The organism is Paraburkholderia sp. BL10I2N1 (genome assembly GCF_004361815.1).
GTDB lineage: Bacteria > Pseudomonadota > Gammaproteobacteria > Burkholderiales > Burkholderiaceae > Paraburkholderia.
In genome coordinates, this window is sequence record NZ_SNWA01000001.1 from 3,041,010 (window position 1) to 3,065,562 (window position 24,553).

Here is a 24,553-nt window from a genome sequence, read left to right on the forward strand (position 1 = left end):
ACCCGCGCGCATCAACCACAGATGCCTTCCTTCAATTAACTATCTACATGGATGGAGATGTACTTGAAAGCCATTGCCAGGCTTGCCATTGCGAGCGCTGCATTTGCCGCTCTTATGGTGGCCGCCTCCCCGAGTTACGCCGAGCCGACGTCCAATGCCCACACTGACGCGGCGCTCGTACAGAAGACCACTGCGGCGAAGGTCACCAACGTATCAGATGCGGCGCTGGTGAAGTCGCTGCCCGGATTCAGGAACGGCTACGCCGAGGTCAACGGTGTGCGACTGCACTACGTCGTCGGCGGCAAGGGCGAACCGCTGGTGTTGCTGCCAGGCTGGCCCGAGACGTGGTGGGCGTTCCACAAGATCATGCCGGCGCTGGCTGAGCATTACACCGTCATTGCGGTTGACCTGCGCGGCATGGGTGCATCGTCCAGACCCGCCGACGGCTACGACAAAAAGACCATGGCGAGGGACATTTATGAGTTGGTCAAGTCGCTGGGCTATGACAAGGCCAGCGTCGCGGGGCACGACATCGGCTCGGCGGTGGCCTTCGCGTATGGCGAGAACTACCCGCAAGCCACCGGCAAGCTCGTGATGATGGAGTTACCGCACCCGGACGACAGCCTGATGTCGTTTCCGCTGTTGCCCGCGCAAGGCGCTTTCGGCGACAGGCTTGGCACGGCACGCCCGTACCTGTGGTGGTTCGCTTTCAACCAGGTCCAGGGGCTGCCGGAAAAGCTTCTGGCAGGACACATTCGGGTGGAACAGGACTGGATCTTCAACTACTTTTTGGTAGACGCAGGTGCCGTGGATGCGCGAGACCGCGCAGTGTACGAGCGGGCGTACAACACTGCCGACGCGATCCGTGCAAGCAACGCGTGGTATCAGGCTTTCCCCCAGGACGTGATCGACAACAAGGATTACGGCACGCTCCAGATGCCGGTCCTTGCACTAGGTGGTCCGGCCTACGGGTGGATGAAGAAGGTGATCGGGCAAAAGGCGGCGAATCTGACTGCGTTGAACGTGGAGAACAGTGGCCACTTCATTCAGGAAGAGCAGCCCGAGCTTGTCGCCAGAACGATGGTTGATTTCCTGCAAGGCGATCATCCGTGATCATTGAACAGATGACCTGAGGCAGCAAAATCAGCACGAATTTCGTGCTCGTATGTGCATATGCATAAATGTCTGGCCTGACATCAGGCGCGTACCGCAAACGAAACTGCGCAAGCCGTCTGATCTTGATCTATTTGAACCCAACGAAAAGGTAAACGATATGACGAATCAATCTACACATGACCGCCCGATCCTCGTAACCGGAGCGGCTGGCGCGATCGGCGGCATCGGTCGCAACGTCACCGAAATGCTCCTCGCCAAGGGGCACAAAGTGCGCGCCCTGGTGCGCCGTGAGGATGAACGCGCTGAAGAGCTGCGCCGGCTTGGCGCCGAGGTCATGGTGGGCGACCTTGCCGATCTCGCCTCGATGCATCGCGCGATCGAGGGCTGTTCGCGCATCTATTTTGGCATGTCGATCTCGGCGGCCTATCTGGAGGCGACGGTCAACATCGCGGCGGTGGCGCGCCATCACGGCGTCGAGGCCTTCGTGAACATGTCGCAGATGACGGTCACCGAAATGAGCATCACGGAGACCACCGACAGCCCTCAGCACAAGCTGCACTGGCTTGCTGAGCAGGTATTGGCATGGTCGGGGCTGCCGGTCGTCACGGTGCGACCCACGGTCTTTCTCGAAGGCTTCTTTCTGCGTCTCGCCGATGCAGGTGTGCGCGAACGCGACGAACTGGTGTTGCCGCTGGGCAGCAGCCGAACCTCCCCGATCTCGGCTGTCGATGTGGCGCGCGCCGTATCCGTCATCCTCGACGATCCGGCGCCGCACATCGGCCATATTTATAACCTGACCGGATATGAGTCGGCCGATCTTGCACACTACGCGCGCGCCTTTTCGGAGGCACTCGGCCGGACAATCCGCTACCGCGATGTGCCGGTTTCGGCGTGGGCCGACAAGCTCCGGGAAGCGCGCGTGCCAGCGCATCTCGTCGATCACCTCGCCGTGATGGCCGAACTTCATGCGCAGGGACGATACGACCGCATGACCGACGACCTGTTCAAGCTTACTGGCAATGCACCGACGAGCATGCACGACTTCGTGAAGCTCCACGCCGCCGAGTTCACTCGTGGTCAAGCCGCCGCTTAACGCCGTCCCATAGAGTCCGTTTTGTCCGGAACCGTCAACCACCATCACGTGCACCTTTGAGCGTAGCAACTCACCGATGCCGACGATGCTGGGCGGATTGCCCGGGCGCGCGAGGATGACCGCGGGCGGCAGATAGAGCGGTGCTGCCGTGGTTGCGACGATCTGTTCGCCGAACCTCACGATAAAGTCCGACATCATGTCCTCGGAACCCGAGTAGAAAAGATCGGCGTCAGTGGGCCGCGTCGGCCCACTGCGGTGTCGGACTGGCAGTTGCGTCGACTGAGACGCCGGTTTGACGAGAGAACTCGGCGGCAGCTGCCTTCATCGCTGGCGCGGGGCAGCCGGCGCCCTACACGTGGAGCGATTCTGTTGCCCGAGTCGCTCCGCTCACAAGAACTGCGGCGCCGAGTACGAAGGCTGCAAGAAGCCTGACTAAACCGGAAACGACATGCATGGGTATTGCGCCGTAAAAGAGAGACGCCCGCTAAGCTTTGCGCGGACTCGCGAAATCGCTTGTGGCTCGACGGAATGGTTTCACAGCGCCCATGACTCGATCCTCGGCTCAGTCGTCCACGGCGCTAGCCAGCTCTGGCACGCGGTTCAAAGACCTCACTAGCTCGCTCGGCACGCGCTGCGACGGGTGCGGTGCCGGAAACACGCGCAACGCCCGCGGCACGGCGGTCACACCATCACCGACGGCAAGACGCAGATCGCGCCATGCTTCGCGATCGAGTTCGGCTTCGAGCACGGTGCCTTCGCGGCCTTCGAGCTCGACCCGCACCGAGCCGCCCAGCGTGACCACGCGCCGCACGCCCACCCCGATGCCATCGCGATGGCTGTCGGTCTGCGGATACAGTTGCAGATCGTGCGGCCGCACATACGCAAACGCGGGGCCTTCGAAGCCCGCCTCGATCGGCACCGGCAGCGCCGCCCCGTCGACCACGAAACCGCGGCGATCCACCTTGCCCTGCAGACGGTTGGCCGCGCCGAGGAATTCATGGACGAACGACGTCTGCGGATGATCGTACACCTCCTGCGGACTGCCGACCTGCTCCACGTGTCCGCGATTGAGCACGACGATGCGGTCGGCGACTTCCAGCGCTTCTTCCTGGTCATGCGTGACGAAGATCGTTGAGATATGCAGGTCGTCGTGCAGACGCCGCAGCCAGCTGCGCAGCTCCTTGCGCACCTTCGCGTCGAGTGCGCCGAACGGTTCGTCGAGCAGCAACACTTTCGGCTCGACGGCGAGCGCGCGGGCCAGCGCGATGCGTTGCCGCTGGCCGCCCGAGAGCTCCGACGGAAAGCGTTGCGCGAGCCGGTCGAGCTGCACGAGCTGCAGCAGTTCATGCACCTTCTCGCGGATCACCGCTTCCGAAGGCCGCTGCCGGCGCGGCTTCACACGCAGGCCGAAGGCGACATTCTCGAACACCGTCATATGACGGAACAGCGCGTAATGCTGGAACACGAAGCCCACCTGCCGCTCACGCGCGCCCACCTGCGCGACGTCCTGGCCCTGCAGCACGACCTGGCCGGCATCCGCATGGTCGAGGCCCGCGATCACGCGCAGGAGGGTCGTCTTGCCGCACCCGGAAGGCCCGAGCAGGGCAACGAGCTCGCCCGGCGGAAAGTCGAGCGAGACGTTATCGAGCGCGGTGAAATCGCCGAAGCGCTTGCGCAGGTGACGAACGGTGATGCCCATGGACTGCTCCTTACTGAACCGGCTGGCCGGCCACCCGCGACGGCGCCGGCGACTGGGTGACAGGACCGGAGTGCGCAGGAAGATCCCGCGCGCTGGCCAGCTCCGCCGACATATGACGTTCCGCGAGCAGCTTGAGCGCCAGCGTGAGCAGCGCCAGCAGCGCCAGCACGGAGGCCACCGCAAACGCCGCGGAAAAGTTGTATTCGTTGTAGAGGATCTCGACGTGCAGCGGCATCGTGTCGGTCTGGCCGCGAATATGCCCGGACACCACCGACACCGCGCCGAACTCGCCCATCGCGCGCGCATTGCAGAGAATCACGCCGTACAGCAGACCCCACTTCACGTTGGGCAAGGTGACGCGGCGAAAAACCTGCCAGCCCGACGCACCGAGCACATGCGCGGCTTCTTCCTCGTCGTTGCCCTGCGCCTGCATCAGCGGAATCAGTTCGCGCGCGACGAACGGAAACGTGACGAACACCGTCGCGAGCACGATGCCCGGCACCGCGAAGATGATCTGCACGTTGTGCGCTTCGAGCCACGGACCGAACCAGCCCTGCGCGCCGAACATCAGCACATAGATCAGGCCCGAGATGACGGGCGACACCGAGAACGGCAGGTCGATCAGGGTCGTCAGCAGCGCCTTGCCGCGGAATTCGAACTTCGCGATGCACCACGACGCCGCGAGTCCGAACACGAGGTTCAGCGGCACGGCGATGGCCGCGGTGACCAGCGTCAGCCTGATCGCCGACAGCGCGTCGGGATCGGCGAGCGATTCGAAATAAAAGCCGATGCCCTTGCTGAGCGCCTGATAGAACACCGCAGCGAGCGGCACGACGAGAAACAGCGCCAGGAACAGCAGCGCGATGCCGGTCAGCAGCCAGCGCACCGCGCGCGGCTCGGTCACCGGGTCGGGACGGTGAACGGCGGTGCCGCTGTTGCGCGGCGTCGAGGCGAGCGTGGCAGGGGTGGCAGGGGTGCGGCTCATTGTGCGCCTCCACCGATCGCGACGGCACCCGCGCTGCCGATGCCCGTGGCCGGCGGCACCGCGCCGGATGCGCCGCGCCCCGTACGCCGCTGCAGATACCACTGCAGCGTGTTGACCGTCAGCAGCATGAAGAAGGAGACGACCAGCATCACCACGGCCAGCGCCGTGGCGCCCGCGTAGTCATACTGTTCGAGCTTCGTGATGATCAGCAGCGAGGTGATTTCGGACTTCATCGGCGCGAAGGTGCGTACCTCGCATCCCGTCCCGTCGATTGCGGCGCCGGGAGCCCCATCAATGCCCAACGGGCGTCAGCAGTCCTGGCCTTACCTGGCCTTACCAACCCTTCAGGCGGACTTCCCGTCAGTCGATAGCTCATGTGGACCGGCAATGTCCTGCACGATGGGCTGCTCAATAGACGCACCCGGTGTCGTGCTCCCTTTGTACGCATGGCTGGTCCGACAGCGCAGAACGTCCAACAAGGAAATCCATGTCGCCTGAACCGAACCTGCCCGTCTCCCCGACGGATTTGAAGCCGACCGCAACGACTCCGCCGCCGAAGAAGCCGCACGCGCCGGACGACAGCTCATCGAACTCGTCGGGAAGCGGGGACGCTCTGCTTGCGGCGCTCCAGCAGACGCTGCAGCAAATGGGCATCGACCCGGACCGCATCCAGACAGGCAGTGCGACGGTCACGGACTCGGGCACGTCGCAGAACGGTTCGGACGGCACCGTGCAGAGCGCGCAAGCGGGGACGGCCCGGACCGCAAGCCAGCGATTTCTCGTGGCGTTGTATCAGGCACTCGTGTTTCAACACTCGCTCAGCACGCCCGTGCAGGAAGGCGGCCATACGGGGGCAACCGACGCCGTCAGCGCGGCGTATCACGACCTGGGCTCGTCGATCGGGCGACTCGCAACGACAGTCCGCGCCACGCTGCCGGATGTCGCCGCGACAAGCAACGAATGGGACTGGCAGCTCGACGACGTGACGACATCGAGCGCGGCTGATGCGACGGGCGGATCGAGCGACAGCGCGGTCACCGCACTCAACGATGCGCTGCAGGCGTATGCGGCGCCTGCAGCGGAAAACGCGGGCGGCATGGTGTCGCTTGCCGACGTGCTCGATGGTCTGAGCCGTGAAACGAAGGGTGTCAAATGGACGCCGATAGGACTGGTGGTCGACGTGACGATCTAGATCCCGCGGACTTCTTTTGAAGGGCGGCCGCACGCCGCCACGGCTCGACGTTTCAACCCGCTATTTGATCGACGCGTCGCTTCTTGATCGTGCGTTTGCTGGCCTCGTCGCAGGTTGTTCAGGGCTCTTCATCGACAACCCTCGCGAGTTTTCCGGCTGGCACGCTGGTCGGTACGGCCATCGGTATGAATGTGTTGTCCTGCACAACCCTGTGCCATTGAGGCATGTGCCGAAGACGGATATGACCGGGCAATCCGGCACTCGCGGCCGGGCGGCCCCTGTTTAGGAGCTCAGGATCACCCACATTTTTCGTGAGCCAACTTATTCGTCTTGCCTGAAGATGCGATACATCTCGGTGATCTCGTGCAGGACGAGAAATCCACGCCACATGACGGTGGGACCGGGTGGGTGGTCATGCTTGCGGTTCAGGTACCCACCGAGTTTTGCAATCCACAGCACGACCTCACCGAGTGAAGGTATTGCAGTCGGTGGTTTTGACGTGCGATGGGTGCGGCTATGAAGCGCGCGCCATTCGTCTGGTTGCAGAAGGACTTCGCACGACAGGTCCGGATCGGCACGACCCAGCAACGTCGCGTACATGATGCGCCAGCTGATCACCGCAAATAGCGCGGTCGACCGTACGAACCGCTCAAGGTTGCCGAACTGACGCTTTTCAATGCTGCAGCCACTCTTCAGTACGCGGTGCCACGACTCAATCGTCCATCGGCGGGCATACCAGCCGAGTCGTTCAAGGGTGTCCTCAAACGTGATCGTCGGCACGGAACTGAGCAGCATCCATTCGAGCGGCTCGATGTCCGCCGGCGGCGTGGTTTCAAGGGCATGGATCGCATAGACTGTGACCTCGGCGAGCCGGGATGAAGGCCGTTGCGGAGGCCTCAGTCGCACTGGCGTACACCGCAGTGTCAGACGGGCGACGCGCCTGGGTTGATTACCCACTGGCGGGACCTGTAACTCCGTTTCGCCCAGCGGGGCGGTCGCGGCAACGGCCTCCCAGAGGGAGTGCTCGGGGTTGACGGTCTTGCGATCCGACTTGGCTCGGATCAGCCACTCAACGCCTCGCGGACGCTCGGCCGTGAACACTTCGTAGAGGTCGCTTTCCCGGTCACCGATTCCAATCACCAGGGTCTCGGGACAGCGTGCCTTGAGGGCGCCCAGATGCGCGATGCCTTCGAGCCACTTGACGCTCTCCTTGTCTGCAACCGGAAGGTGCTTTCTCTGCTGCTTCTTGCCTAATTGCGCGTCGGGTCGCACCCAGGTCTTCATACCCAGCACACCCAGCGGCAAACCTTCTGGCGTGACGGCCAGCAGGCTGTGCAGCATGAAGCCGCGCGAAGCGTTGCCCGTGCCGTAGCCCAGTCCTTCGGTCGCTTTGAGGTGGCTCAGGTTGAATTCGGTCGTGTCCTGCACCGCAAGCACGACCGGTATGCGGGTCATGCGCCGCAGGGTCTGTTCAATGTGCGGAGCAAGTACGCCATCCGTATCGACCTGTTCGTTGTCGAAAAAACGATAGGCTGCCTTGAGCTCGGCAGCATTGAGCGAGCGCGGGAATGGGCAATCAGGACTACTTGCCAACCGTCGCGCCAGCGCGACCAGTCGGCTCGTCAAACGGGCATCGCCCAGATTGGCCGCACCGAATTCGGTATCGGCCCAGTCAGCGTTATCGTCTATGGAAGGCAACGGCGTGTCGTTTTACAGGCAATACACGCAAGTTAACATCGCCTGACTCAGTTTACAAGCGCGATTCAGCGAAAAGATGTGGGCGATCCTGAGGTTTAGGAGAGGAGGGAAGAGGTTATGCAAATCGGCAACTCGAACACTGTTGTTGCGCCCGGCAACGCCGGCTCGTCATCGGCAGCGCGGCGGTCGGTGGCGGGCGCGGACGTGGCTGCGCAAGCGGAGTCCGCCGGCGACGATGCGCGCGAGGCGGTTGGGGCGGTTGAGCCGGTCGTGGCTGCGTCACACGATTCGGCCGTGAACATTTCGGCTGCGGGCGTCGCAGCGGCATCGCACGACACCAGCGGCAGTCAGCAGGGTGACACGTCGGATTCGAGCGCGGCAAAGGACAGGGGCGACGATCAGGACGACCCCGCGCAGGTGTCGTCGGTGAAGTCGTTCGCCTATGGCGCGCTAGGCCTGGAGCGGCCGGACCAGCCCAAGGAAAACAACAACACGTGCTACTCCGCGGGAAAGTGGCTGGCCGCTGGACTCACTCTTGGCGGAATCATTTCCCTGCTCGTGTGAACCGGCAATCGATGGAGCAAGGTCGGGGTCTCGACACTGCTTCGGACGCCGACAGAGTCCTCGCTTACTGTGCTGTCCCGCGAGGCGGTGCAGGCGGATGCTTTGCCAGTGCCGTCAGGTCTTCGTCGAGACTCGTGCGTATGGTCGCGATGGCCTGATCGGCGTTGGCCGGGCGCAACTGGTTGCGGGCGAGTGCGTCGTACACGTAATGGCGGATCGCGGGATCCTGGGTCTTTTGCAGCACGTCGTGATACACCGTGTTCATTTCGTCTTCGCGCCCGCTCAGGTCGTAAAGCCTTTGCAGATGTTCGAGATCGTTGACGACGGCGAAGCCCGGTCCGGGTGGCATGCGCTCATGACCCCGAGGGCCGTCGTCGATGCCTGGCGGCGGGGTTTGCGCAAATGCGGTGCAGGCGCCGGAGACCAGTAGCGCGGCGAGCAGGAGAGTCTGGGCAATCGGTTTCATGGCTGTCAATCGAAGCGACCGCAGGGTGCGGTCGGAAAAATAACGATAGCAAGTCCGTACCCTCGACAGGTTACGGACGGCGGCTAAGAGCCTTACCGACGCTTTCCGTTCCGTGGGCAACGGCGCATGTTCTTTGCCAAACGGAACAACCCCGAACGCCTGAAACTCCTATCGAGCGTGCATTCTCTCGCGCTTTATGCGAGGGCGCGTGACAGCGTGGCCGCACGATTTATTTTCGACATGTTGCGATGCCGCATAACTTGTCTATAATCGGGTTATTACCTAGGTAGTAACCCTTATCGAGGAGTTCAGCATGAACAACATCACTGCCGTCTCTGCCCCCGCCGCATCAACCTGGTTTGCACGCCTGCGAGCCGCTGCACGGCACGCACTCAATCTTCATCTGCAGACCTGCGCGATCATTGCCGAAGCACATCGCCGTCCGCAGTAAGTACTGTCGTAGCGCGAGGGCCTCCCAACTGACTGCCTTCGTCCCATCCCCCCATCGACCTCCACCATCTCACCCTCTGAAGAAGGGATCGCGCTGGCCGCGCGACCTCCGTCGCAGTCAGCGTCCCAGGCGACGCGTCGCGCGTGACCCGGTTGTCGCCGAACAGTCGTGCAGCGGATCTTGCCTCGTCCTGCGATACTTTCATCCGGGTGTACAGGCAATGTCTCGGCCCGCGGTTCCACGGCCCCCTCACACAGCGAGTGAAGTCCCATCATGAAGGCATCGCGCCGTAGCTTTCTCATCTTTAGCGTGGGTATCGGTTCGTCGCTTGCGTTATCCGGCGTCGCATTCGGCGAAGACCCGAAACTCAGCGAAGCCGACCCGGCCGCGCAAAAGCTTGGCTACCGGGTCGACGCCAGCAAGGTCGACAAGACCCGCTTTCCGAATTTCGTCGCCGGGCAGGATTGCAGCAACTGTTCGCTGTATCAGGGCAACGCCGGTGAAACCTACGGTGGCTGCGTGCTGTTCGGCAACAAGCAGGTCGCGGCCCGCGGCTGGTGCAGCTCATACACTAACTCGTAAGCAAAAGCGGGTATCCCGGTCACCGGCGAATGCGATAATCGACGCTGCTGCCATCACGCATACCGGAGACTACCTTGAGCCGCATTGACAATCCCTTGCACGATCAGGAGGCCGGGTGTGTCGACTCGACCCAGGACACCACCCGTATCGACGACGTCCGCATCGGTGCGGTACGTCCGCTGATCTCGCCTGCGCTCCTGCAGGACGAACTGCCTGTCCCGCCGACAGTTCAGACGCTCGTCGAGAACAGCCGCTCGGCGATCGCGGATGTCCTTCATGGCCGCGACGACCGGCTCGTCGCCATCGTCGGCCCGTGCTCGATCCATGACCATGACCAGGCGATCGAATATGCGCACCGCCTGAAAGTGGCCGCCGATGCGCTGCGGGAAGACCTGCTGATCGTCATGCGCGTCTACTTTGAAAAGCCGCGCACGACGGTGGGATGGAAAGGTTATATCAACGACCCGCAGCTCGACGGCAGCTTTCGCATCAACGAAGGCCTGCGTCGCGCGCGCGAACTGCTGCTCGAAATCAGCGGCCTCGGCTTGCCCACCGCCACGGAATTTCTCGACCTGCTGAGTCCGCAATACATCGCTGACCTGATCGCCTGGGGGGCCATCGGCGCGCGGACCACCGAAAGCCAGAGCCATCGCCAGCTTGCGTCGGGCCTGAGCTGCCCAATCGGCTTCAAGAACGGCACCGATGGCGGCGTCCAGATCGCTGCGGATGCGATCGTCGCCGCGCGCGCGAGCCATGCCTTCATGGGCATGACGAAGATGGGCATGGCGGCGATTTTCGAAACGCGCGGCAACGACGACGCCCACGTGATCCTGCGTGGCGGCAAGAAGGGGCCTAATTTCGACAGTGCGGGCGTCGAGGCAAGCTGCGCGGCGCTTCGCGAACTGGGCCTGCGCGAGCAGGTGATGGTCGATTGCTCCCATGCGAACTCGGGAAAGTCGCATCTGCGCCAGATCGATGTCTCGCAGGATCTCGCCCGGCAACTGTCGCAGGGCGAACAACGCATCATCGGCGTGATGATCGAAAGCCATCTCGAAGAGGGCCGTCAGGACCTGAAGTCCGGTGTGCCGTTGCGGTACGGCGTGTCCATTACCGATGCCTGCCTGTCGTGGGCGCAGACAGCGCCCGTGCTGGATGCGCTGGCGCACGCCGTGCGCGAGCGGCGCACTCGCTGAGCGTTGCCCGAATGGCGCGCTGATGGTGCCGCGACGGTGCCCTGATGATGCCGGGCCGTGCCGGCCGGGGGCAATCCGCTGTCGTTTTCGTATCGAAGCTTCTCAAACCAGAACCATAAGAGGTAAAGGATGCAGTTGATCGGCATGATGGATTCTCCTTACGTTCGCCGCGTGGCCATTTCGCTCGCGGTGCTCGGTCTTCCGTTCGAACATCGGAGCGTGTCGGTGTTTCGCCAGTTCGACGAATTCGCGAAGATCAATCCCGTGGTCAAGGCGCCCACCTTCATCGAGGACGACGGCACCCAGTTGGTCGATTCCACGCTGATCCTCGATCACCTCGACCATAAGGTCGCCCCGGCGCGGCGGCTGATGCCGGAAGACCCGAAGGCGCGCCTGCAGGCATTGCGCATCATCGGTTTCGCGCTTGCCGCGACGGAGAAGGTCATGCAGAACGTGTACGAACGCAATCTGCGGCCGGCGGAGCGACAGCACGAGCCGTGGGTCGAGCGCGTCCAGACGCAGATGCACGCCGCGTTCGGGATTCTCGAGGAACTGATCGCCGGCAAGGCGGGCTGGCTCTGCGGCGACCGGCTGATGCAGCCGGACATTACGCTGGCGGTCGCCTGGCGTTTTACGCAGTTCATGCTCGGGGAGATCGTCGATCCGGCCCGTTATCCGGCGCTCGCCGCGTTTTCTGCCCGCGCCGAGGCGTTGCCGGAGTTCGTCGCGACCCCGCTCGAATGACGCGTTGAAGGGTTGCGCCCGCCGCCGGCCGGAGAACCGTCCGTCCGGCCGGCGCGACTGAACCCTGCGGCGTGCCCCAGCGAGGTGCGGGCGGCTGCGCCGGGCGGGCCTTGCCGCGCCGCGCAGCCGATTGTTCTTGTCCGCTGACAAGTGACTTCGCGTTTTGCACATTTATCTGTGGACATGCCCCTCATAGAATTGCTTCCATCGAAACGTTGGTTGCAGTGCGTTGCCGAATCGGCGCAGCGCGAGAGGAGCAGACATGAGAGACCTTATCGAACGGCAGCTTTATCACCCGGCAGTGGTGCTGCCGATGGTGTCGCTCATGCAGTTGATGGTGTCGCTGGATTTCAATCTGAGCCAGGTGGGGCTGGTCGTCGCGACCAAAGGCGCGCGCGCGGCAATCGAACGCTCGCGCGACCTGATCTGCCACGTCTACTGCGACGCCTGAAGCAGCCCAACGAAGTCTGATACCCGTGCGCGCCCGGCGCGCCTCCGACATCTCACGACAGGAAAGCACGTGTAATATGGCACGACCCTTACCCAAGCTTCGGGAGGTGTGCGATGCCCCAGCATTTCGACGCAATTGTGATCGGCACCGGCCAGGGCGGCGCGCCGCTGGCGGTCCGCCTTGGTGAACATGGCCGCAAGACGGCCGTCATCGAGCGTGCGCGGTTCGGCGGCACGTGTGTGAATGTCGGCTGCATGCCGACCAAGTCCTACGTGGCAAGCGCCCGTACCGCGCATGTCGCGCGCCACGCGGCGGCGTACGGCGTCCAGATTGCCGGAGACATCTCGGTGGACCTCGCGCGGGTCAAGGCGCGCAAGGACGAGATCATCGGCCCTTCGCGCAGCGGCGTCGAAAAATGGCTGCGCGGGGCGGACAACGTCAGCGTGTTCACCGGTCACGCCCGCTTTACCAGCGCGCACGCGCTGCGCATCGAAGCGCACAACGGCCAGCCCGCGCAGGAACTCGAAGCCCCCCATATCTTCATCAACACCGGGACACGGGCGGTCGTTCCGCCGCTTCCGGGCATCGAAGGTGTCCGCTATTTCACCAACTCGACGCTGCTCGATCTCACCACCTTGCCCGAGCACCTCGTGGTGGTGGGTGCGAGCTACGTGGCGCTCGAATTCGCCCAGGTGTTTCGCCGCTTCGGCAGCCGCGTGACCGTGATCGTTCGCGGCGAGCGCGTGCTTGCCCGCGAGGACGCCGATCTCGCCAAAGGGGTGCAGGACGTGCTCCAGCGCGAAGGCGTCGAGTTTCGCTTCGGCGCCGATCCGGCGCGCCTTGAGCCGCTTGGTGGCGACGGCACCGCCGCGCGCATCCATTTCGCGGGCGACGCGCCTGCACTCGACGCCTCGCATCTGCTGTTCGCAACCGGCCGCCGTCCGAACACCGATGATCTCGGTCTGGAAGATGCGAGCATCGCAACGGACAAGCACGGCATCATCCCTGTCGACGGCGAACTGCGCACCAGCGTGCCGGGCGTCTGGGCCATCGGCGACGTCAACGGACGGGGTGCTTTCACGCACACCTCATACGACGATTTCCAGATCGTCACGGCCAATCTGTTCGAGGACGGCAAGCGCAGTGTCGATGAGCGGATCATGGTGCATGCGGTATTCGTCGACCCGCCACTTGCGCGTGTCGGGCTCTCCGAAGCGGACGTGCGCAAGACAGGCAAAAAGGCGCTGATCGCGAGGATGCCGATGTCGCGTGTTGGCCGCGCGCGCGAACGCGGCGAGACCGATGGTTTCATGAAAGTGCTGGTGGACGCCGACACGAAAAAGATTCTCGGCGCCGCGATTCTCGGCATCGAAGGCGACGAAGCGATTCACACGTTCGTCGACATCATGGCCGCCGGCGCGCCGTACACCACGTTGCAGCGCGCAATGCACATTCACCCGACGATCAGCGAACTGATTCCAACGCTGCTCGATGGCCTCGCGCCCCTCGTCTGATGTCGATCCACTATCTCCACGGTGGCGGACCGAAGCCTGACTTCGGCAACCTTTTCGGCGTCGATGGCCCACAGTCGCCTGACGAGCGTTTCGATACGCTGGCCGTGGGGAAGGGCGTGCGCGTCGAGCGGATCGTGTCGACCGGGCAGGCAAGTCCGGAAGGCTTCTGGTACGACAATCCGCACGAAGAATGGGTCGTGCTGCTGTCGGGCGGGGCGGCGCTCGAGTTCGAAGCCGAGACCGAGCACCGTACGATGCAGCCTGGCGACTACGTCCGCATCCCCGCGCATTGCCGGCACCGGGTGGCGTGGACGCATGCGGGCGAACCGACATTCTGGCTTGCGATTCACTACGAGAACGCAGCAGCCGGGGCGCGCTGAGCTTCGGTTTCGCCCGTCGACACGCCCCCAGGATTCGACAAACCTCGCCTGCGTCGCGGATAATCGTCGGCGCGGTTATCGCGTGACGGCCGCTTCACGACAAAGGAACCGGCAGATGGGTAAGGGACGCGTCGAAGCCTTCAGCGATGGTGTGATCGCCATCATCATCACCATCATGGTCCTCGAACTGAAGGTGCCGGAAGGCGTCGATCTGACGGCGTTGCGTCCACTTATCCCGATCTTTCTCGCGTATGTGCTGAGCTTCATCTACGTCGGCATTTACTGGAACAATCACCACCACATGTTCCACGCTGTGCAGAAGGTAAACGGCGCGGTGTTGTGGGCCAATCTTCATCTGCTGTTCTGGCTGTCGCTGCTGCCGGCGGTGACGCACTGGATCGGCGAAAGCCATCTGTCGGCGTGGCCGACCGCGATGTACGGCATCGTGCTCTTCATGGCGGCGATCTCATACTTCATCCTCACGCATGTCCTGATCAACCATCACGGACCGAACTCTCCATTGGCCAAAGCGATGGGGCGCGATTTCAAGGGCAAGCTGTCGGTTGCCATCTATCTGGCTGGCGTTGTGCTGGCGTTCTTCGTGCCGTGGATTTCCGTCGCGCTCTATACGCTTGCTGCAGCGATCTGGCTTGTGCCGGACACACGCGTCGAACGTATGCTGGAGTCTTGACCATGCTCGCGCTCAAAATGGCGCTGGTGCCTGCATTCCTGGCTGCGTTGACGTTCGCCGGACGAGTATGGGGACCGTCGGTCGCTGGGTGGCTGGCGGGGCTGCCGGTCGTCGCCGGGCCGATCGTTCTGCTGTTCGCACTCGAACGCGGACCAGAATTCGCCGCGCATGCATCGGTGGCTTCGATTGCGGCGATCGCGGCGTCGGAAGCATTCAATTTTGCTTACGCATGGACGTGCCGTCGCTTCGCGTGGCCACTTGCGCTGACTGCGGGGCTGGCGGCATGGTGGTGTGCGGCGATGCTGCTCGCGCGCCTGCCGACGCAATTGCCGTGGGCGCTCGCGGCCGCCTGCGCCGCGGTGGCGATTTCACAGACGTGGCTGCCGCGTGTGAGCGGCGTGCTGCCACAGGCGCGCATCGGGGCCGGCGATCTTGCGTTGCGCATGCTCGCGGGTGCAGCGCTGACGCTGGCGGCGACGGCATTGTCGGTATCGATGGGCGCGGTGTGGAGCGGGATGCTGTCGGTGTTTCCGCTGCTCAGCATCGTGCTGGCGGTGGCGGCGCAGCGCGCGCACGGTGCGGGCTTCGTCGCATTGCTACTGCGGGGGATGGTGGTCGGGCGTGCATCGTTCGCCGCGTTCTTCATGGTCGTGCTGGCGGTGTTGCCGCATGCAGGCGTACTGCTGACCTTCGCTTGCGCGGCGCTCATATCGGTCGTGGTGCAGGGCGCGACGAAGCGGCTGATCGGCAACCGGCGCGCGTCGCGCGCTGTGGCTGAACAGGTTGAACTGGCCGAGACGCCATAGCACGCGAAGCAGCTTTCACCTGCCGCATTGAGAACTGAACTGGATCGAGCACTGGACCTCATCATGCCTCTACGTCCCACGATTTCCCGCATCGGACTCATCTCCGATACGCACAATCTGGTTCGTCCGGAAGCTCTGGCCTGGCTGGCGGGTTGCGACGCGATCATCCATGCCGGCGATATCTGCGGTCAGCCTGTGCTCGATGCACTCGCGCCGCTCGCGCCGCTTACTGTCGTGCGTGGCAATAACGACGTCGGCGCCTGGGCCGACCCGCTGCCCACGCATGCAACGCTTACCGTGCAACACGTGAAGATTCTCGTCGTTCACGATATCGCCGATCTACGCGTCGATCCGCGCGTCGAGGGCCTGGGCGTTGTGGTGACGGGGCATTCGCACAAGCCACTTGTCGAAGAACGCGATGGCGTGCTCTTCGTCAACCCGGGCAGTGCAGGTCCGAGGCGCTTCAAGCTGCCTGTATCGGCGGGCATGCTCGTGATCGACGGCAAGCGTGCCGAAGCGTCGCTTCATCGGTTGATCGAATGAGCAACGGGCCAGCGCAAGGCAGGCCCGTTTCTGTTCCTGCCGCTTCCTGTTGAGCGCACGCGCCGCGAGGACGTCGGTGCGGTGAGGGCATCAAGCCCGCGCGGTCGCTACCGATGCATATTCTTCTTCCATCTCCGCGGCTTCACGTTCGCCACGCAGCACCGCGTGCGCTTCCGCACGCGTCGCCACGCACGGAGCCGAACCCAGCAGCGGCTTGCGCGCCGTCTCGCCTAGCGCGAGTACCGACACGATCCCGATCAGCGATGCGCCCATCAGGTAGTAAGCGGGCATCATCAGGTTGCCGGTCGAGTCGACGAGCCATGCGGTCACGAGCGGCGTGGTACCGCCAAATAGCGACACGGAGATGTTGAAGCCGATCGCGAGCGCGCCGTAACGGATCTTCGTCGGGAAGAGGGCCGGCAGCGCCGACGGCATTACACCCGTGAAGCACGACAGCAGCACACCGAGAATCAGCAGGCCTGCGAACACCGGCAGCAACCCGCCCGTGCGGATCAGCAGCAGCGACGGGATCGACAGCACCAGCAACCCCACGCAACCCGCCAGCATCACCGGCTTGCGGCCGATCGTATCCGACAGGCGGCCGGCAAACAGCGTCATCGGCATCATGATCAGCATCACGAGCAGCACGAGGAAGAGGCCGTGCGTTTCGTTGAAATGCAGTGTCGCCGACAGATAGCTCGGCAGATACGACAGCGCCATGTAGTCGGTGACGTTGAAGATCAGCACGAGACCCACGCACAGCAAGAGAGGCTTCCAGTGCTGCACGAGCAGCTGGCGGAACGACTGCTTGGGCGTCGCCTTGTCTTCGGCTTCGCGCTGTTCGGCCTGCTTTCTGAACGCTGGCGTCTCTTCGAGCTTCATCCGGATATAAAGGCCGACCAGACCCAGCGGACCCGCGATCAGGAACGGCACACGCCAGCCCCACGACAGTAGCGCGTCGTGCGACAGCGTTGCGGTCAGTAGCGCCACCGTGCCCGCGCCGAGCACGTAGCCGATCAACGTGCCGAACTCGAGGAAGCTGCCCATGAAGCCGCGCTTGCGATCCGTCGAGAACTCCGCGATGAAGGTCGCCGCGCCGCCGTACTCGCCGCCGGTCGAGAAGCCCTGCACGAGACGCGCGACGAGCAGCAGGACCGGCGCGAAGATGCCGATCGTCGCGTAGCCCGGGATCAGGCCGATCGCGAAGGTGCCGAGCGCCATCATGATCATCGTCATCGCGAGCACGCGCTGACGGCCGATGCGGTCGCCGAGCGGCCCGAACACCATGCCGCCCACCGGCCGCACGAGAAACGCCGCGGCAAACGTGCCGAAGGTCGCGATCAGCTGCGCGGACGGGTTGCTCGACGGGAAGAACACCTTGCCGAGCGTGACGGCGATATAGCTGTACACGCCGAAGTCGAACCATTCCATCGCGTTGCCGAGCGCCATTGCGCCGACGGCACGCTTCAGAAGGGATTTGTCGACGATCGTGATGTCGTCGAGGGTGAGGCTGTGTTCTTTTGTGTGATGTCGCGAGGAGCCGTTGCTGGAAGCGGTCAAGGTTGATACTCCAATGACTGCGGCTGAAACGCATGAGCGATCCGCCACGGTTGCCGGGAAAGTGCCGTTTCGCGAAAACGACGCGGGCGGGTCCGCCGCCGGTCAATGACCGCTAGCCATTCGTTAGCCATTGACGTGTTCGGGACAGAAAAAGAAACGCCCGTGCCTCGCGAGAATCGTCGCGAAAGTGCACTCGTTCGAGTTGCTGCCGACTGTTGCACCTGCGTGGCCGTGGAAGGGGGGCAGATGCATGGGGACGCTGACCGGGACCGAGGGTCCGCCTGCGCCGCTGAAAGGCTTGAAACGAAAAAGGCCGGTGATGTATCGCCGTTTATCCCAGTGATAAGCGACGCGACCGACAGCCTTCTTGTCTAAAAACTATTCAATCCAGTCGCCTGCAGAGTGCCGGATGCACGCTGTGCGACTATCGAGTTGAATGTGAATGAAGGTGAATTACTGTTGAAACGGTGCACATAGTAGCACGATGCCGGCGGATCGTGCAAACTCGGGTCATGATTGGGCCCCGGCTGGTCTTGCTCAATCCCATGCCTGGCCGGGGATTCCGCCGGTTGTGTGGGATTGAAAAAGGCGCTGAAAACAGCTCGGCCGGAGCGGTGTTGGGGGGCGCCTGAAAAGGATAAAAAACGGACAAAACGGGCAAAAAAAAGTCCGCGCAACCTGCGCGGACTTGATATCGATTGTGGCGATAAGCGCCGGAATCAACCTTGCGACGGCGGCACGTAACCCGAAGCCTGATCGGCGCCTTCGCCGAAGAAGAACTTCTCGGTCTGCTTCATCAGATACTGGCGCGCGCGCGGATCGGCCATGTTCAGGCGGTTTTCGTTGATCAGCATCGTTTGCTGCTTGAGCCACGCCTGCCAGGCTTCCTTCGAAATGCTTTCGTAAATGCGCTTGCCGAGTTCGCCGGGCAGCGGCGGGAAATCGAGGCCTTCGGCTTCCTTGCCGAGCTTTGCGCATTGAACCGTACGAGTCATGCTGTGCTTCTCCTGTAATCGATGTGGGGCGGCAGTCGTTTGATATGATGGCGCTCAGAGCTGTTTCATCAGCACGAGCGACTTGCGCTGCCAGTTATAGAGACGGCGGCGGTCTTCGGGCAGGTCGTCGACCGTTGCCTTTACAAAGCCGCGCTTCAGGAACCAGTGTTCAGTGCGCGTCGTCAGCACGAAGATGCGCGTGAGGCCGCGCGCCCGGGCGCGCTGTTCGATGCGCTTCAAGAGCCGTTCGCCGTCACCGGAGCCTTGTGCTTCCGGCGCAACCGTCAGGCACGCCATTTCGCCGATGCGCTCCTGCGTGTACGGATAGAGCGCCGCACAGCCAAACAGCACGCCATCGTGCTCGATGACCGAAAAGTGATCGATGTCGCGTTCGATCTGGTGGCGACCGCGCCGCACCAGCGTGCCGTCCGATTCGAGCGGCTCGATCAGCGTCAGGATACCGCCGACGTCGTCCGGGGTCGCTTCGCGCAGGCTTTCGAGGTTCTCGTACGAGATCATCGTGCCGACGCCATCGTGCAGGAACAGTTCGAGCAGCAGGCTGCCGTCGAGCGCGTACGGCACGATGTGCGCCCGCGCCACGCCGCCACGGCAGGCGCGGATGGAGTGCTTCAGATAGAAGGCCTCGTCGCCTTGCAGCTCGCCGCTTTCGTGCAGCTTGTAGGCGTCGTCGAGCGAGAGCTCTCGGATGAGCGACCCGCTTTCGTCCATCAGGCCGGGCGTTTCGGTGAGGAACACGATCTTGTCGGCGCGCAGCGCAATCGCCGCTGCCGACGCGACGTCTTCCATCGCCAGATTGAACGCTTCGCCGGTGGGCGAGAAGCCGAGCGGCGAAAGCAGCACGAGCTTGCGGCTCGCGAGCGAATGGCGGATCGAATCGGCGTCGATCTTGCGCACGACGCCCGTATGCGCGAAGTCGACGCCGTCCAGAATGCCGACCGGCCGCGCCGTCACGAAGTTGCCCGACACGACGCTGATGTGCGCGTGCGCCATCGGCGTGTTCGGCAAGCCCTGGCTGATCGCCGCCTCGATGTCGAGTCGCACTTCGCCGGCGGCTTCCTTCGCGGATTCGAGCGCGCGCGCGTCGGTGATGCGCATGCCGTGCGAGAACTCCGACTCCACGCCGTGCAGGCTCATCTGCTCCTCGACCTGCGGTCGCGAGCCGTGGACGAGCACGATCTGGATGCCCATCGCCTGCAGGAGCGCGATGTCGGAGACGAGCGCATTCAGAAGACCCTGGTGCACCACCTCGCCGCCAAAACCGACGACAAACGTCTTGTTGCGGAACGCGTGAATGTAAGGCGCGACCGAACGCATCCAGTCGACGAATTGCGCATGCTGTGCGAGGTCTTCCGCGGTGCCGGACGTGGCCGGAGCGCTCGCGGGCGGGGGGACGAGGTCGGTTTGGGAATTCATGCCGGGATTATAATGCGCCCCCATGTCGAATGTACCCAAAAGTCCCACTGCGGCGAACGTGAATAAGACGCCCGACGCCGGGCAACGCAACCCCGAAGAGACGCACGCCGATGGTGCGCGCGAAGCGCAGGCGCCGCGCAATCGCCCGCGCGAGACGCATGAAGGGCGCCGCGGTGGGCCGGGCGCGGCGCAAACGTCGTCGCAACCCTCTCAGCGGAGGTTGCCGGAGAAGCCGCCACAGCCGGATTCACGGCTGGGCGGCGAGGCTCGGCGTGCGTCAAAAAATATTCAGGCGAAGCCTTCGGATGATGCACTCGCGCAACGCTCGCCGCGCGAAGCTGGCCGGCCATCCGGCCAGCCGCCTGGCGGGGATGCAGCTCTCGCGCGTGAGCCGCGAGACAGGAGACCGCCTCGTGCGCCCCGCGTCGTCGAGCCCAATCCGATCCCGCCGATCACGTTCCCCGAAGCCTTGCCGGTTTCCGCGAGGCGCGACGAAATCGCGCGAGCGATCGAGCAGAATCAGGTGGTGATCGTCAGCGGCGAAACGGGCTCCGGCAAGACGACGCAGTTGCCGAAGATCTGCCTGTCGCTCGGGCGCGGGCTCGGCGCGGGTGGTTCCGGTTTGATTGGCCATACGCAGCCGCGCCGGATTGCGGCTTCGGCAACCGGCCGAAGGATCGCAGAAGAACTCGGCACGCCGTTTGGCGAAGCGGTCGGCTACAAGGTGCGCTTTACCGACAATCTCGCGCCCGGCGCGTCGGTCAAGCTGATGACGGACGGCATCCTGCTCGCCGAAACGCAGACCGATCCGCTGCTGACGGCCTACGACACGATCATCATCGACGAGGCGCACGAGCGCAGTCTGAACATCGATTTTCTGCTCGGCTATCTGAAGGAGATCCTGCCGAAGCGGCCTGACCTGAAACTGATCGTGACGTCCGCGACTATCGACGCCGATCGCTTCGCCCGCCATTTCGGCAGCGAAGAAAAGCCCGCGCCGGTGATCGAGGTGAGCGGCCGGCTTTACCCGGTCGAGGTGCGCTATCGGCCGGTCGCGGAAGACAGCCCGGCGGTGAAAGCCGCGGAGAGCCCGGCGGCGCGCGAGCGGCCGAAGAACCAGCGCGAGGCGGATCGCGATCTGATGGACGCAATCGTCGATGCCGTCGACGAACTGTGTCGCGAAGGTTCGGGCGACGTGCTGGTGTTCCTGCCCGGCGAGCGCGAAATCCGCGATGCCGCCGAGGCGCTGCGCAAACACCATCCGCCGCACACGGAAATCCTGCCGCTCTTCGCGCGCCTTTCGGCGGCGGAGCAGGAGCGTGTGTTCAAACCGTCGAACGCACGCCGCATCGTGCTCGCGACCAACGTCGCGGAAACCTCGCTGACCGTGCCGGGCATCCGCTACGTGGTCGACACGGGGGTGGCGCGCGTCAAACGCTATTCGTATCGGAACAAGGTCGAGCAGCTTCAGGTCGAGCCGATCTCGCAGGCGGCGGCGAACCAGCGGGCAGGGCGCTGCGGCCGGGTGGCCGAGGGCGTCTGCATCCGTCTGTACGAGGACACCGACTTCCAGTCGCGCGTGCGTTTCACCGATCCGGAAATCCTGCGCTCGTCGCTGGCTTCGGTGATCCTGCGGATGAAGTCGCTGCACCTGACCGCGATCGAAACCTTTCCGTTCATCGAGCCGCCGCCGGGCCGGGCGATCGCTGACGGTTATCAACTGCTGAACGAACTCGGCGCCGTCGATGACGACAACGAGCTCACGCCGCTTGGCCGTGAGCTCGCGCGGCTGCCGCTCGATCCGCGCGTCGGCCGGATGATTCTTGCCGCGCGTGACCAGCAGGCGCTGCGCGAAGTGCTGATCATCGCGAGCGCGCTGTCGGTACAGGACCCGCGCGACCGGCCGATCGAGGCGCAGGAGCAGGCCGATCAGGCGCATCGCCGCTTCGCCGACGATCGCTCCGAATTCCTGCAGTGGCTGAAGATCTGGGCGTGGTTCGAGGAAGCGGTCGCGCACAAGAAGTCGAACAAACAGCTGGTCGATGCGTGCCGCGCGAACTTCCTGTCGCATCTGCGGCTGCGCGAATGGCGCGATGTGCACTCGCAACTGCTGACGGTGGTGCGCGAGCACGGCTGGCGGCTGAATGAATCCGAAGCGACCTTCGAGCAGATCCATCTGGCGCTCCTCACCGGCCTACTCGGCAACATTGGCCTCAAAGCCGACGACGAGCCCTATTACCTCGGCGCGCGCAGCATCAAGTTCTATCTGTGGCCGGGTTCGGCGCTGGTGAAGAAGGCGGGGCGCTGGGTGATGGCGGCGGAACTGGTCGAAACGAGCCGGCTGTACGCGCGCTGTATCGCGAAGATCGAGCCGGAATGGATCGAGCGGATCGGCGCGCATCTGTTGAAGAAGTCGCTGTCCGAGCCGCATTGGGAGAAGCGCGCGGCGCAGGTGTCGGCGTATGAGCGGGCGGTGCTGTACGGTCTGCCGATTTATCACCGGCGCCGCGTGAGCTTCGGCAGGCAGGATCCGGCGCGCGCCCGTGAGCTCTTCATTCGCGGCGCCCTGGTGGAAGGCGAATTTGATACCAGGCTCGCCTTCTTCGCGCACAACCGCAAGCTGCTCGCCGAGATCGAGCAGCTTGAACACAAGTCGCGTCGTCAGGACGTGCTGGTCGACGACGAGTTGATCTTTGCGTTCTACGACCACGCGATTCCGGAAGGCATCTACACGGGTGCGGGATTCGAGCGCTGGTATCGCGACGAAGTCAAAAAGAGCGGCCAGCCGGAAGACAAGCTGCGTCTCTTGTACCTGTCGCGCGACGACCTGATGCGGCACGAGGCCGCCGGCGTGACGACCGATCTGTTTCCGAAACGGATGACGATGTCGGGCGTCGAGATGGCGCTGACCTATCACTTCGAGCCGGGCTCGCCGCGCGACGGCGTGACGCTGGCCGTGCCGCTCTACGCGCTCAATCAGGTCGACGCGCGGCGCTGCGAATGGCTCGTGCCGGGCATGCTGAAAGAGAAGACGCAACTACTGCTGAAATCGCTGCCGCAGAAGCTGCGCCGGCACTGTGTGCCGTTGCCGGAGTATGCCGCGGGTTTCGTCGATCGAACGAGCGGACCGCGTTTCGGCGCGGGCGGTCTGCTCGAGGCGTTGATCGCGGATATTCGCGAGCAGACGCAGGTCGCGATGAAACAGTCGGACTTCAAGCTGGAGACGCTGCCGCCGCACCTGTTCATGAACTTCAAGGTCATCGACGAGCATGGCCGGCAGCTTGCAATGGGCCGCAATCTGGCGCAGTTGCGCTCGGAACTGGGCGGCCAGGCGCAGCAGCATTTCCAGAAAATAGCGACGAGCGCGGCAGGTGTTGCGCTCGGCGGGACGTCCGGTGCGCCGGCGGCAGGCACCGGCGACCCACGCGGCACATCGCGCGATGCGGCGGGCGCGACGGCGGCGCGCGGCGGTGCGCGGGGGCAGGGCGGCGGAGCTGCGCCGCAAACCGCGGTGTCTGGCGACGCGCCGGCCACGGCCTTGTACGAAAACCTCACGACGTGGAATTTCGAAAAGCTGCCTGATCTGCTCGAAATCCATCGCGGCGGGCAGACGCTGTTTGGCTATCCGGCGCTGGTCGATCGCGGCACGCATTGCGACGTCGAGGTTTTCGATTCGCCGGACGAAGCCGCGCGGATTCATCGGGCGGGTTTGCGGCGCCTCTTTGCGCTCCAGTTGCGCGAGCCGATCAAGTATCTGGAAAAGAATCTGCCGGGCCTGCGCGAAATGGCGATGCAGTTCATGCCGCGCGGTACACAGGAAGAATTGCGCGACCAGCTGATCGATACCGCGCTGGATCGCGCCTGCCTGCAGGATCCGCTTCCCGCCGACGACGCCAGCTTCCACGCGCGCCGCGACGAAGGCCGCAGCCGTTTGACGCTGCTCGCGCAGGAAATCGCGCGGCTGGTCGGGAACATCCTCGGCGAATACGCGGCCGTCACCAAAAAGCTGGCACAGGCGAAGTCATTCGCGACGGCATACGCGGATATGCAGGGTCAACTCGACGCGCTGATCGGCAAGCGTTTCGTTGTCGATCCCCCTTATGCCCAACTGGCGCATTTTCCGCGCTATCTGAAGGGCATCGCGTTACGCGTCGACAAGCTGAAAGCCGATCCGGCCCGCGACGCACGGCAGTTCGCCGAGTTTGCACCGCTCCTGCAGCACTATCAGCGCGCGCTCGCGCAGCGCGGTGGCGTGATGGATCCGAGGCTGGCGGAATTCCGCTGGATGCTGGAAGAACTGCGGATTTCGCTCTTCGCGCAGGAACTGCGCACGCCGATGCCGGTGTCGGTGAAGCGCTTGTACAAGGTGTGGGAATCGATGCAGCGGTGAGGCGGC

21 protein-coding genes and 2 pseudogenes are annotated in these 24,553 nt (G+C 63.8%); 15 read left to right on the forward strand and 8 right to left on the reverse strand.

The features are described from left to right. The first annotated feature begins 63 nt into the window (after positions 1-63). The gene (locus tag B0G77_RS14200) at positions 64-1,113 is read left to right on the forward strand and encodes an alpha/beta hydrolase (RefSeq protein WP_208116423.1); all 1,050 of its coding nucleotides are present in this window, start codon (positions 64-66) and stop codon (positions 1,111-1,113) included. Positions 1,114-1,273: 160 nt separating this feature from the next. Next, complete coding sequence (locus B0G77_RS14205) at positions 1,274-2,209, forward strand: SDR family NAD(P)-dependent oxidoreductase (protein WP_133662692.1); 936 nt, start codon at positions 1,274-1,276, stop codon at positions 2,207-2,209. 646 nt (positions 2,210-2,855) lie between these two features. Here B0G77_RS14205 and B0G77_RS14210 read toward each other — a convergent pair. The 3 genes and pseudogenes from B0G77_RS14210 to B0G77_RS14220 all read right to left on the reverse strand — a co-directional run. After that, positions 2,856-3,908, reverse strand: a pseudogene (locus B0G77_RS14210) (sulfate ABC transporter ATP-binding protein); the annotation flags it as partial. 10 nt (positions 3,909-3,918) lie between these two features. Then, positions 3,919-4,893 carry a sulfate ABC transporter permease subunit CysW gene (cysW, locus tag B0G77_RS14215; RefSeq protein WP_133662693.1) on the reverse strand — a complete coding sequence of 325 codons (975 nt, stop codon included), beginning with the start codon at positions 4,891-4,893 and terminating at the stop codon, positions 3,919-3,921. Further along, a pseudogene (locus B0G77_RS14220) lies at positions 4,890-5,129 on the reverse strand (sulfate ABC transporter permease subunit CysT); the annotation flags it as partial. The gene cysW and the pseudogene B0G77_RS14220, both read right to left, overlap by 4 nt. Positions 5,130-5,380: 251 nt before the next feature. Between B0G77_RS14220 and B0G77_RS14225 the strand changes: the two are divergent. Continuing rightward, on the forward strand, positions 5,381-6,085 hold the full coding sequence (locus tag B0G77_RS14225; protein WP_133662694.1) for a hypothetical protein: 705 nt from the start codon (positions 5,381-5,383) through the stop codon (positions 6,083-6,085). Between the two features lie 321 nt (positions 6,086-6,406). Here the strand turns inward: B0G77_RS14225 and B0G77_RS14230 are convergent, their stop codons facing one another. After that, positions 6,407-7,783, reverse strand: a complete 1,377-nt coding sequence (locus B0G77_RS14230; protein WP_133662695.1) for an IS4 family transposase — start codon at positions 7,781-7,783, stop codon at positions 6,407-6,409. A gap of 117 nt (positions 7,784-7,900) precedes the next feature. Here B0G77_RS14230 and B0G77_RS14235 point away from each other — a divergent pair, with 117 nt between their 5' ends. Beyond that, positions 7,901-8,347: a hypothetical protein gene (locus B0G77_RS14235; RefSeq protein WP_133662696.1), complete on the forward strand. Its 447-nt coding sequence runs from the start codon at positions 7,901-7,903 to the stop codon at positions 8,345-8,347. A gap of 64 nt (positions 8,348-8,411) precedes the next feature. On the opposite strand, the gene B0G77_RS14240 is transcribed toward B0G77_RS14235, so the two are convergent. Further along, the gene (locus B0G77_RS14240; protein WP_133662697.1) at positions 8,412-8,813 is read right to left on the reverse strand and encodes a hypothetical protein; all 402 of its coding nucleotides are present in this window, start codon (positions 8,811-8,813) and stop codon (positions 8,412-8,414) included. Between the two features lie 313 nt (positions 8,814-9,126). On the opposite strand from B0G77_RS14240, the gene B0G77_RS43205 reads away from it, so the two are divergent. The 10 genes from B0G77_RS43205 (at position 9,127) to B0G77_RS14285 (ending at position 16,168) form a co-directional block, all read left to right on the forward strand. After that, the gene (locus tag B0G77_RS43205; RefSeq protein ID WP_166656155.1) at positions 9,127-9,264 is read left to right on the forward strand and encodes a hypothetical protein; all 138 of its coding nucleotides are present in this window, start codon (positions 9,127-9,129) and stop codon (positions 9,262-9,264) included. A 273-nt stretch (positions 9,265-9,537) separates the two neighbouring features. Continuing rightward, positions 9,538-9,846: a high-potential iron-sulfur protein gene (locus tag B0G77_RS14245; protein WP_133662698.1), complete on the forward strand. Its 309-nt coding sequence runs from the start codon at positions 9,538-9,540 to the stop codon at positions 9,844-9,846. A 74-nt stretch (positions 9,847-9,920) separates the two neighbouring features. Further along, positions 9,921-11,039, forward strand: coding sequence for a 3-deoxy-7-phosphoheptulonate synthase (locus tag B0G77_RS14250; protein WP_133662699.1), 1,119 nt, complete (start codon positions 9,921-9,923; stop codon positions 11,037-11,039). Between the two features lie 129 nt (positions 11,040-11,168). Continuing rightward, positions 11,169-11,783 (forward strand): glutathione S-transferase, encoded by a 615-nt coding sequence (locus B0G77_RS14255; RefSeq protein WP_133662700.1) that lies wholly within the window; start codon positions 11,169-11,171, stop codon positions 11,781-11,783. Positions 11,784-12,045: 262 nt separating this feature from the next. Next, positions 12,046-12,234, forward strand: a complete 189-nt coding sequence (locus B0G77_RS14260; RefSeq protein ID WP_133662701.1) for a hypothetical protein — start codon at positions 12,046-12,048, stop codon at positions 12,232-12,234. A gap of 113 nt (positions 12,235-12,347) precedes the next feature. After that, a complete protein-coding gene (locus B0G77_RS14265) occupies positions 12,348-13,748 on the forward strand; it encodes an FAD-containing oxidoreductase (RefSeq protein ID WP_133662702.1) in 1,401 nt (466 codons plus the stop codon). Beyond that, the gene (locus B0G77_RS14270; RefSeq protein WP_133662703.1) at positions 13,748-14,128 is read left to right on the forward strand and encodes a cupin domain-containing protein; all 381 of its coding nucleotides are present in this window, start codon (positions 13,748-13,750) and stop codon (positions 14,126-14,128) included. Before B0G77_RS14265 ends, B0G77_RS14270 begins: the two co-directional genes overlap by 1 nt. A gap of 115 nt (positions 14,129-14,243) precedes the next feature. Further along, positions 14,244-14,819 (forward strand): TMEM175 family protein, encoded by a 576-nt coding sequence (locus tag B0G77_RS14275; RefSeq protein ID WP_133662704.1) that lies wholly within the window; start codon positions 14,244-14,246, stop codon positions 14,817-14,819. A gap of 2 nt (positions 14,820-14,821) precedes the next feature. Further along, complete coding sequence (locus B0G77_RS14280; RefSeq protein ID WP_133662705.1) at positions 14,822-15,625, forward strand: hypothetical protein; 804 nt, start codon at positions 14,822-14,824, stop codon at positions 15,623-15,625. Positions 15,626-15,688: 63 nt separating this feature from the next. Next, complete coding sequence (locus B0G77_RS14285) at positions 15,689-16,168, forward strand: metallophosphoesterase family protein (RefSeq protein WP_133662706.1); 480 nt, start codon at positions 15,689-15,691, stop codon at positions 16,166-16,168. A 90-nt stretch (positions 16,169-16,258) separates the two neighbouring features. Here the strand turns inward: B0G77_RS14285 and proP are convergent, their stop codons facing one another. The 3 genes from proP to argA form a co-directional block, all read right to left on the reverse strand. Then, on the reverse strand, positions 16,259-17,728 hold the full coding sequence (proP, locus tag B0G77_RS14290; protein WP_133662707.1) for a glycine betaine/L-proline transporter ProP: 1,470 nt from the start codon (positions 17,726-17,728) through the stop codon (positions 16,259-16,261). Between the two features lie 719 nt (positions 17,729-18,447). Beyond that, the gene (locus B0G77_RS14295; protein WP_133662708.1) at positions 18,448-18,723 is read right to left on the reverse strand and encodes an oxidative damage protection protein; all 276 of its coding nucleotides are present in this window, start codon (positions 18,721-18,723) and stop codon (positions 18,448-18,450) included. 54 nt (positions 18,724-18,777) lie between these two features. Beyond that, complete coding sequence (argA, locus tag B0G77_RS14300; protein ID WP_133662709.1) at positions 18,778-20,157, reverse strand: amino-acid N-acetyltransferase; 1,380 nt, start codon at positions 20,155-20,157, stop codon at positions 18,778-18,780. Between the two features lie 22 nt (positions 20,158-20,179). On the opposite strand from argA, the gene hrpA reads away from it, so the two are divergent. After that, positions 20,180-24,547: an ATP-dependent RNA helicase HrpA gene (gene hrpA, locus B0G77_RS14305; protein ID WP_133662710.1), complete on the forward strand. Its 4,368-nt coding sequence runs from the start codon at positions 20,180-20,182 to the stop codon at positions 24,545-24,547. Positions 24,548-24,553: the final 6 nt, after the last annotated feature.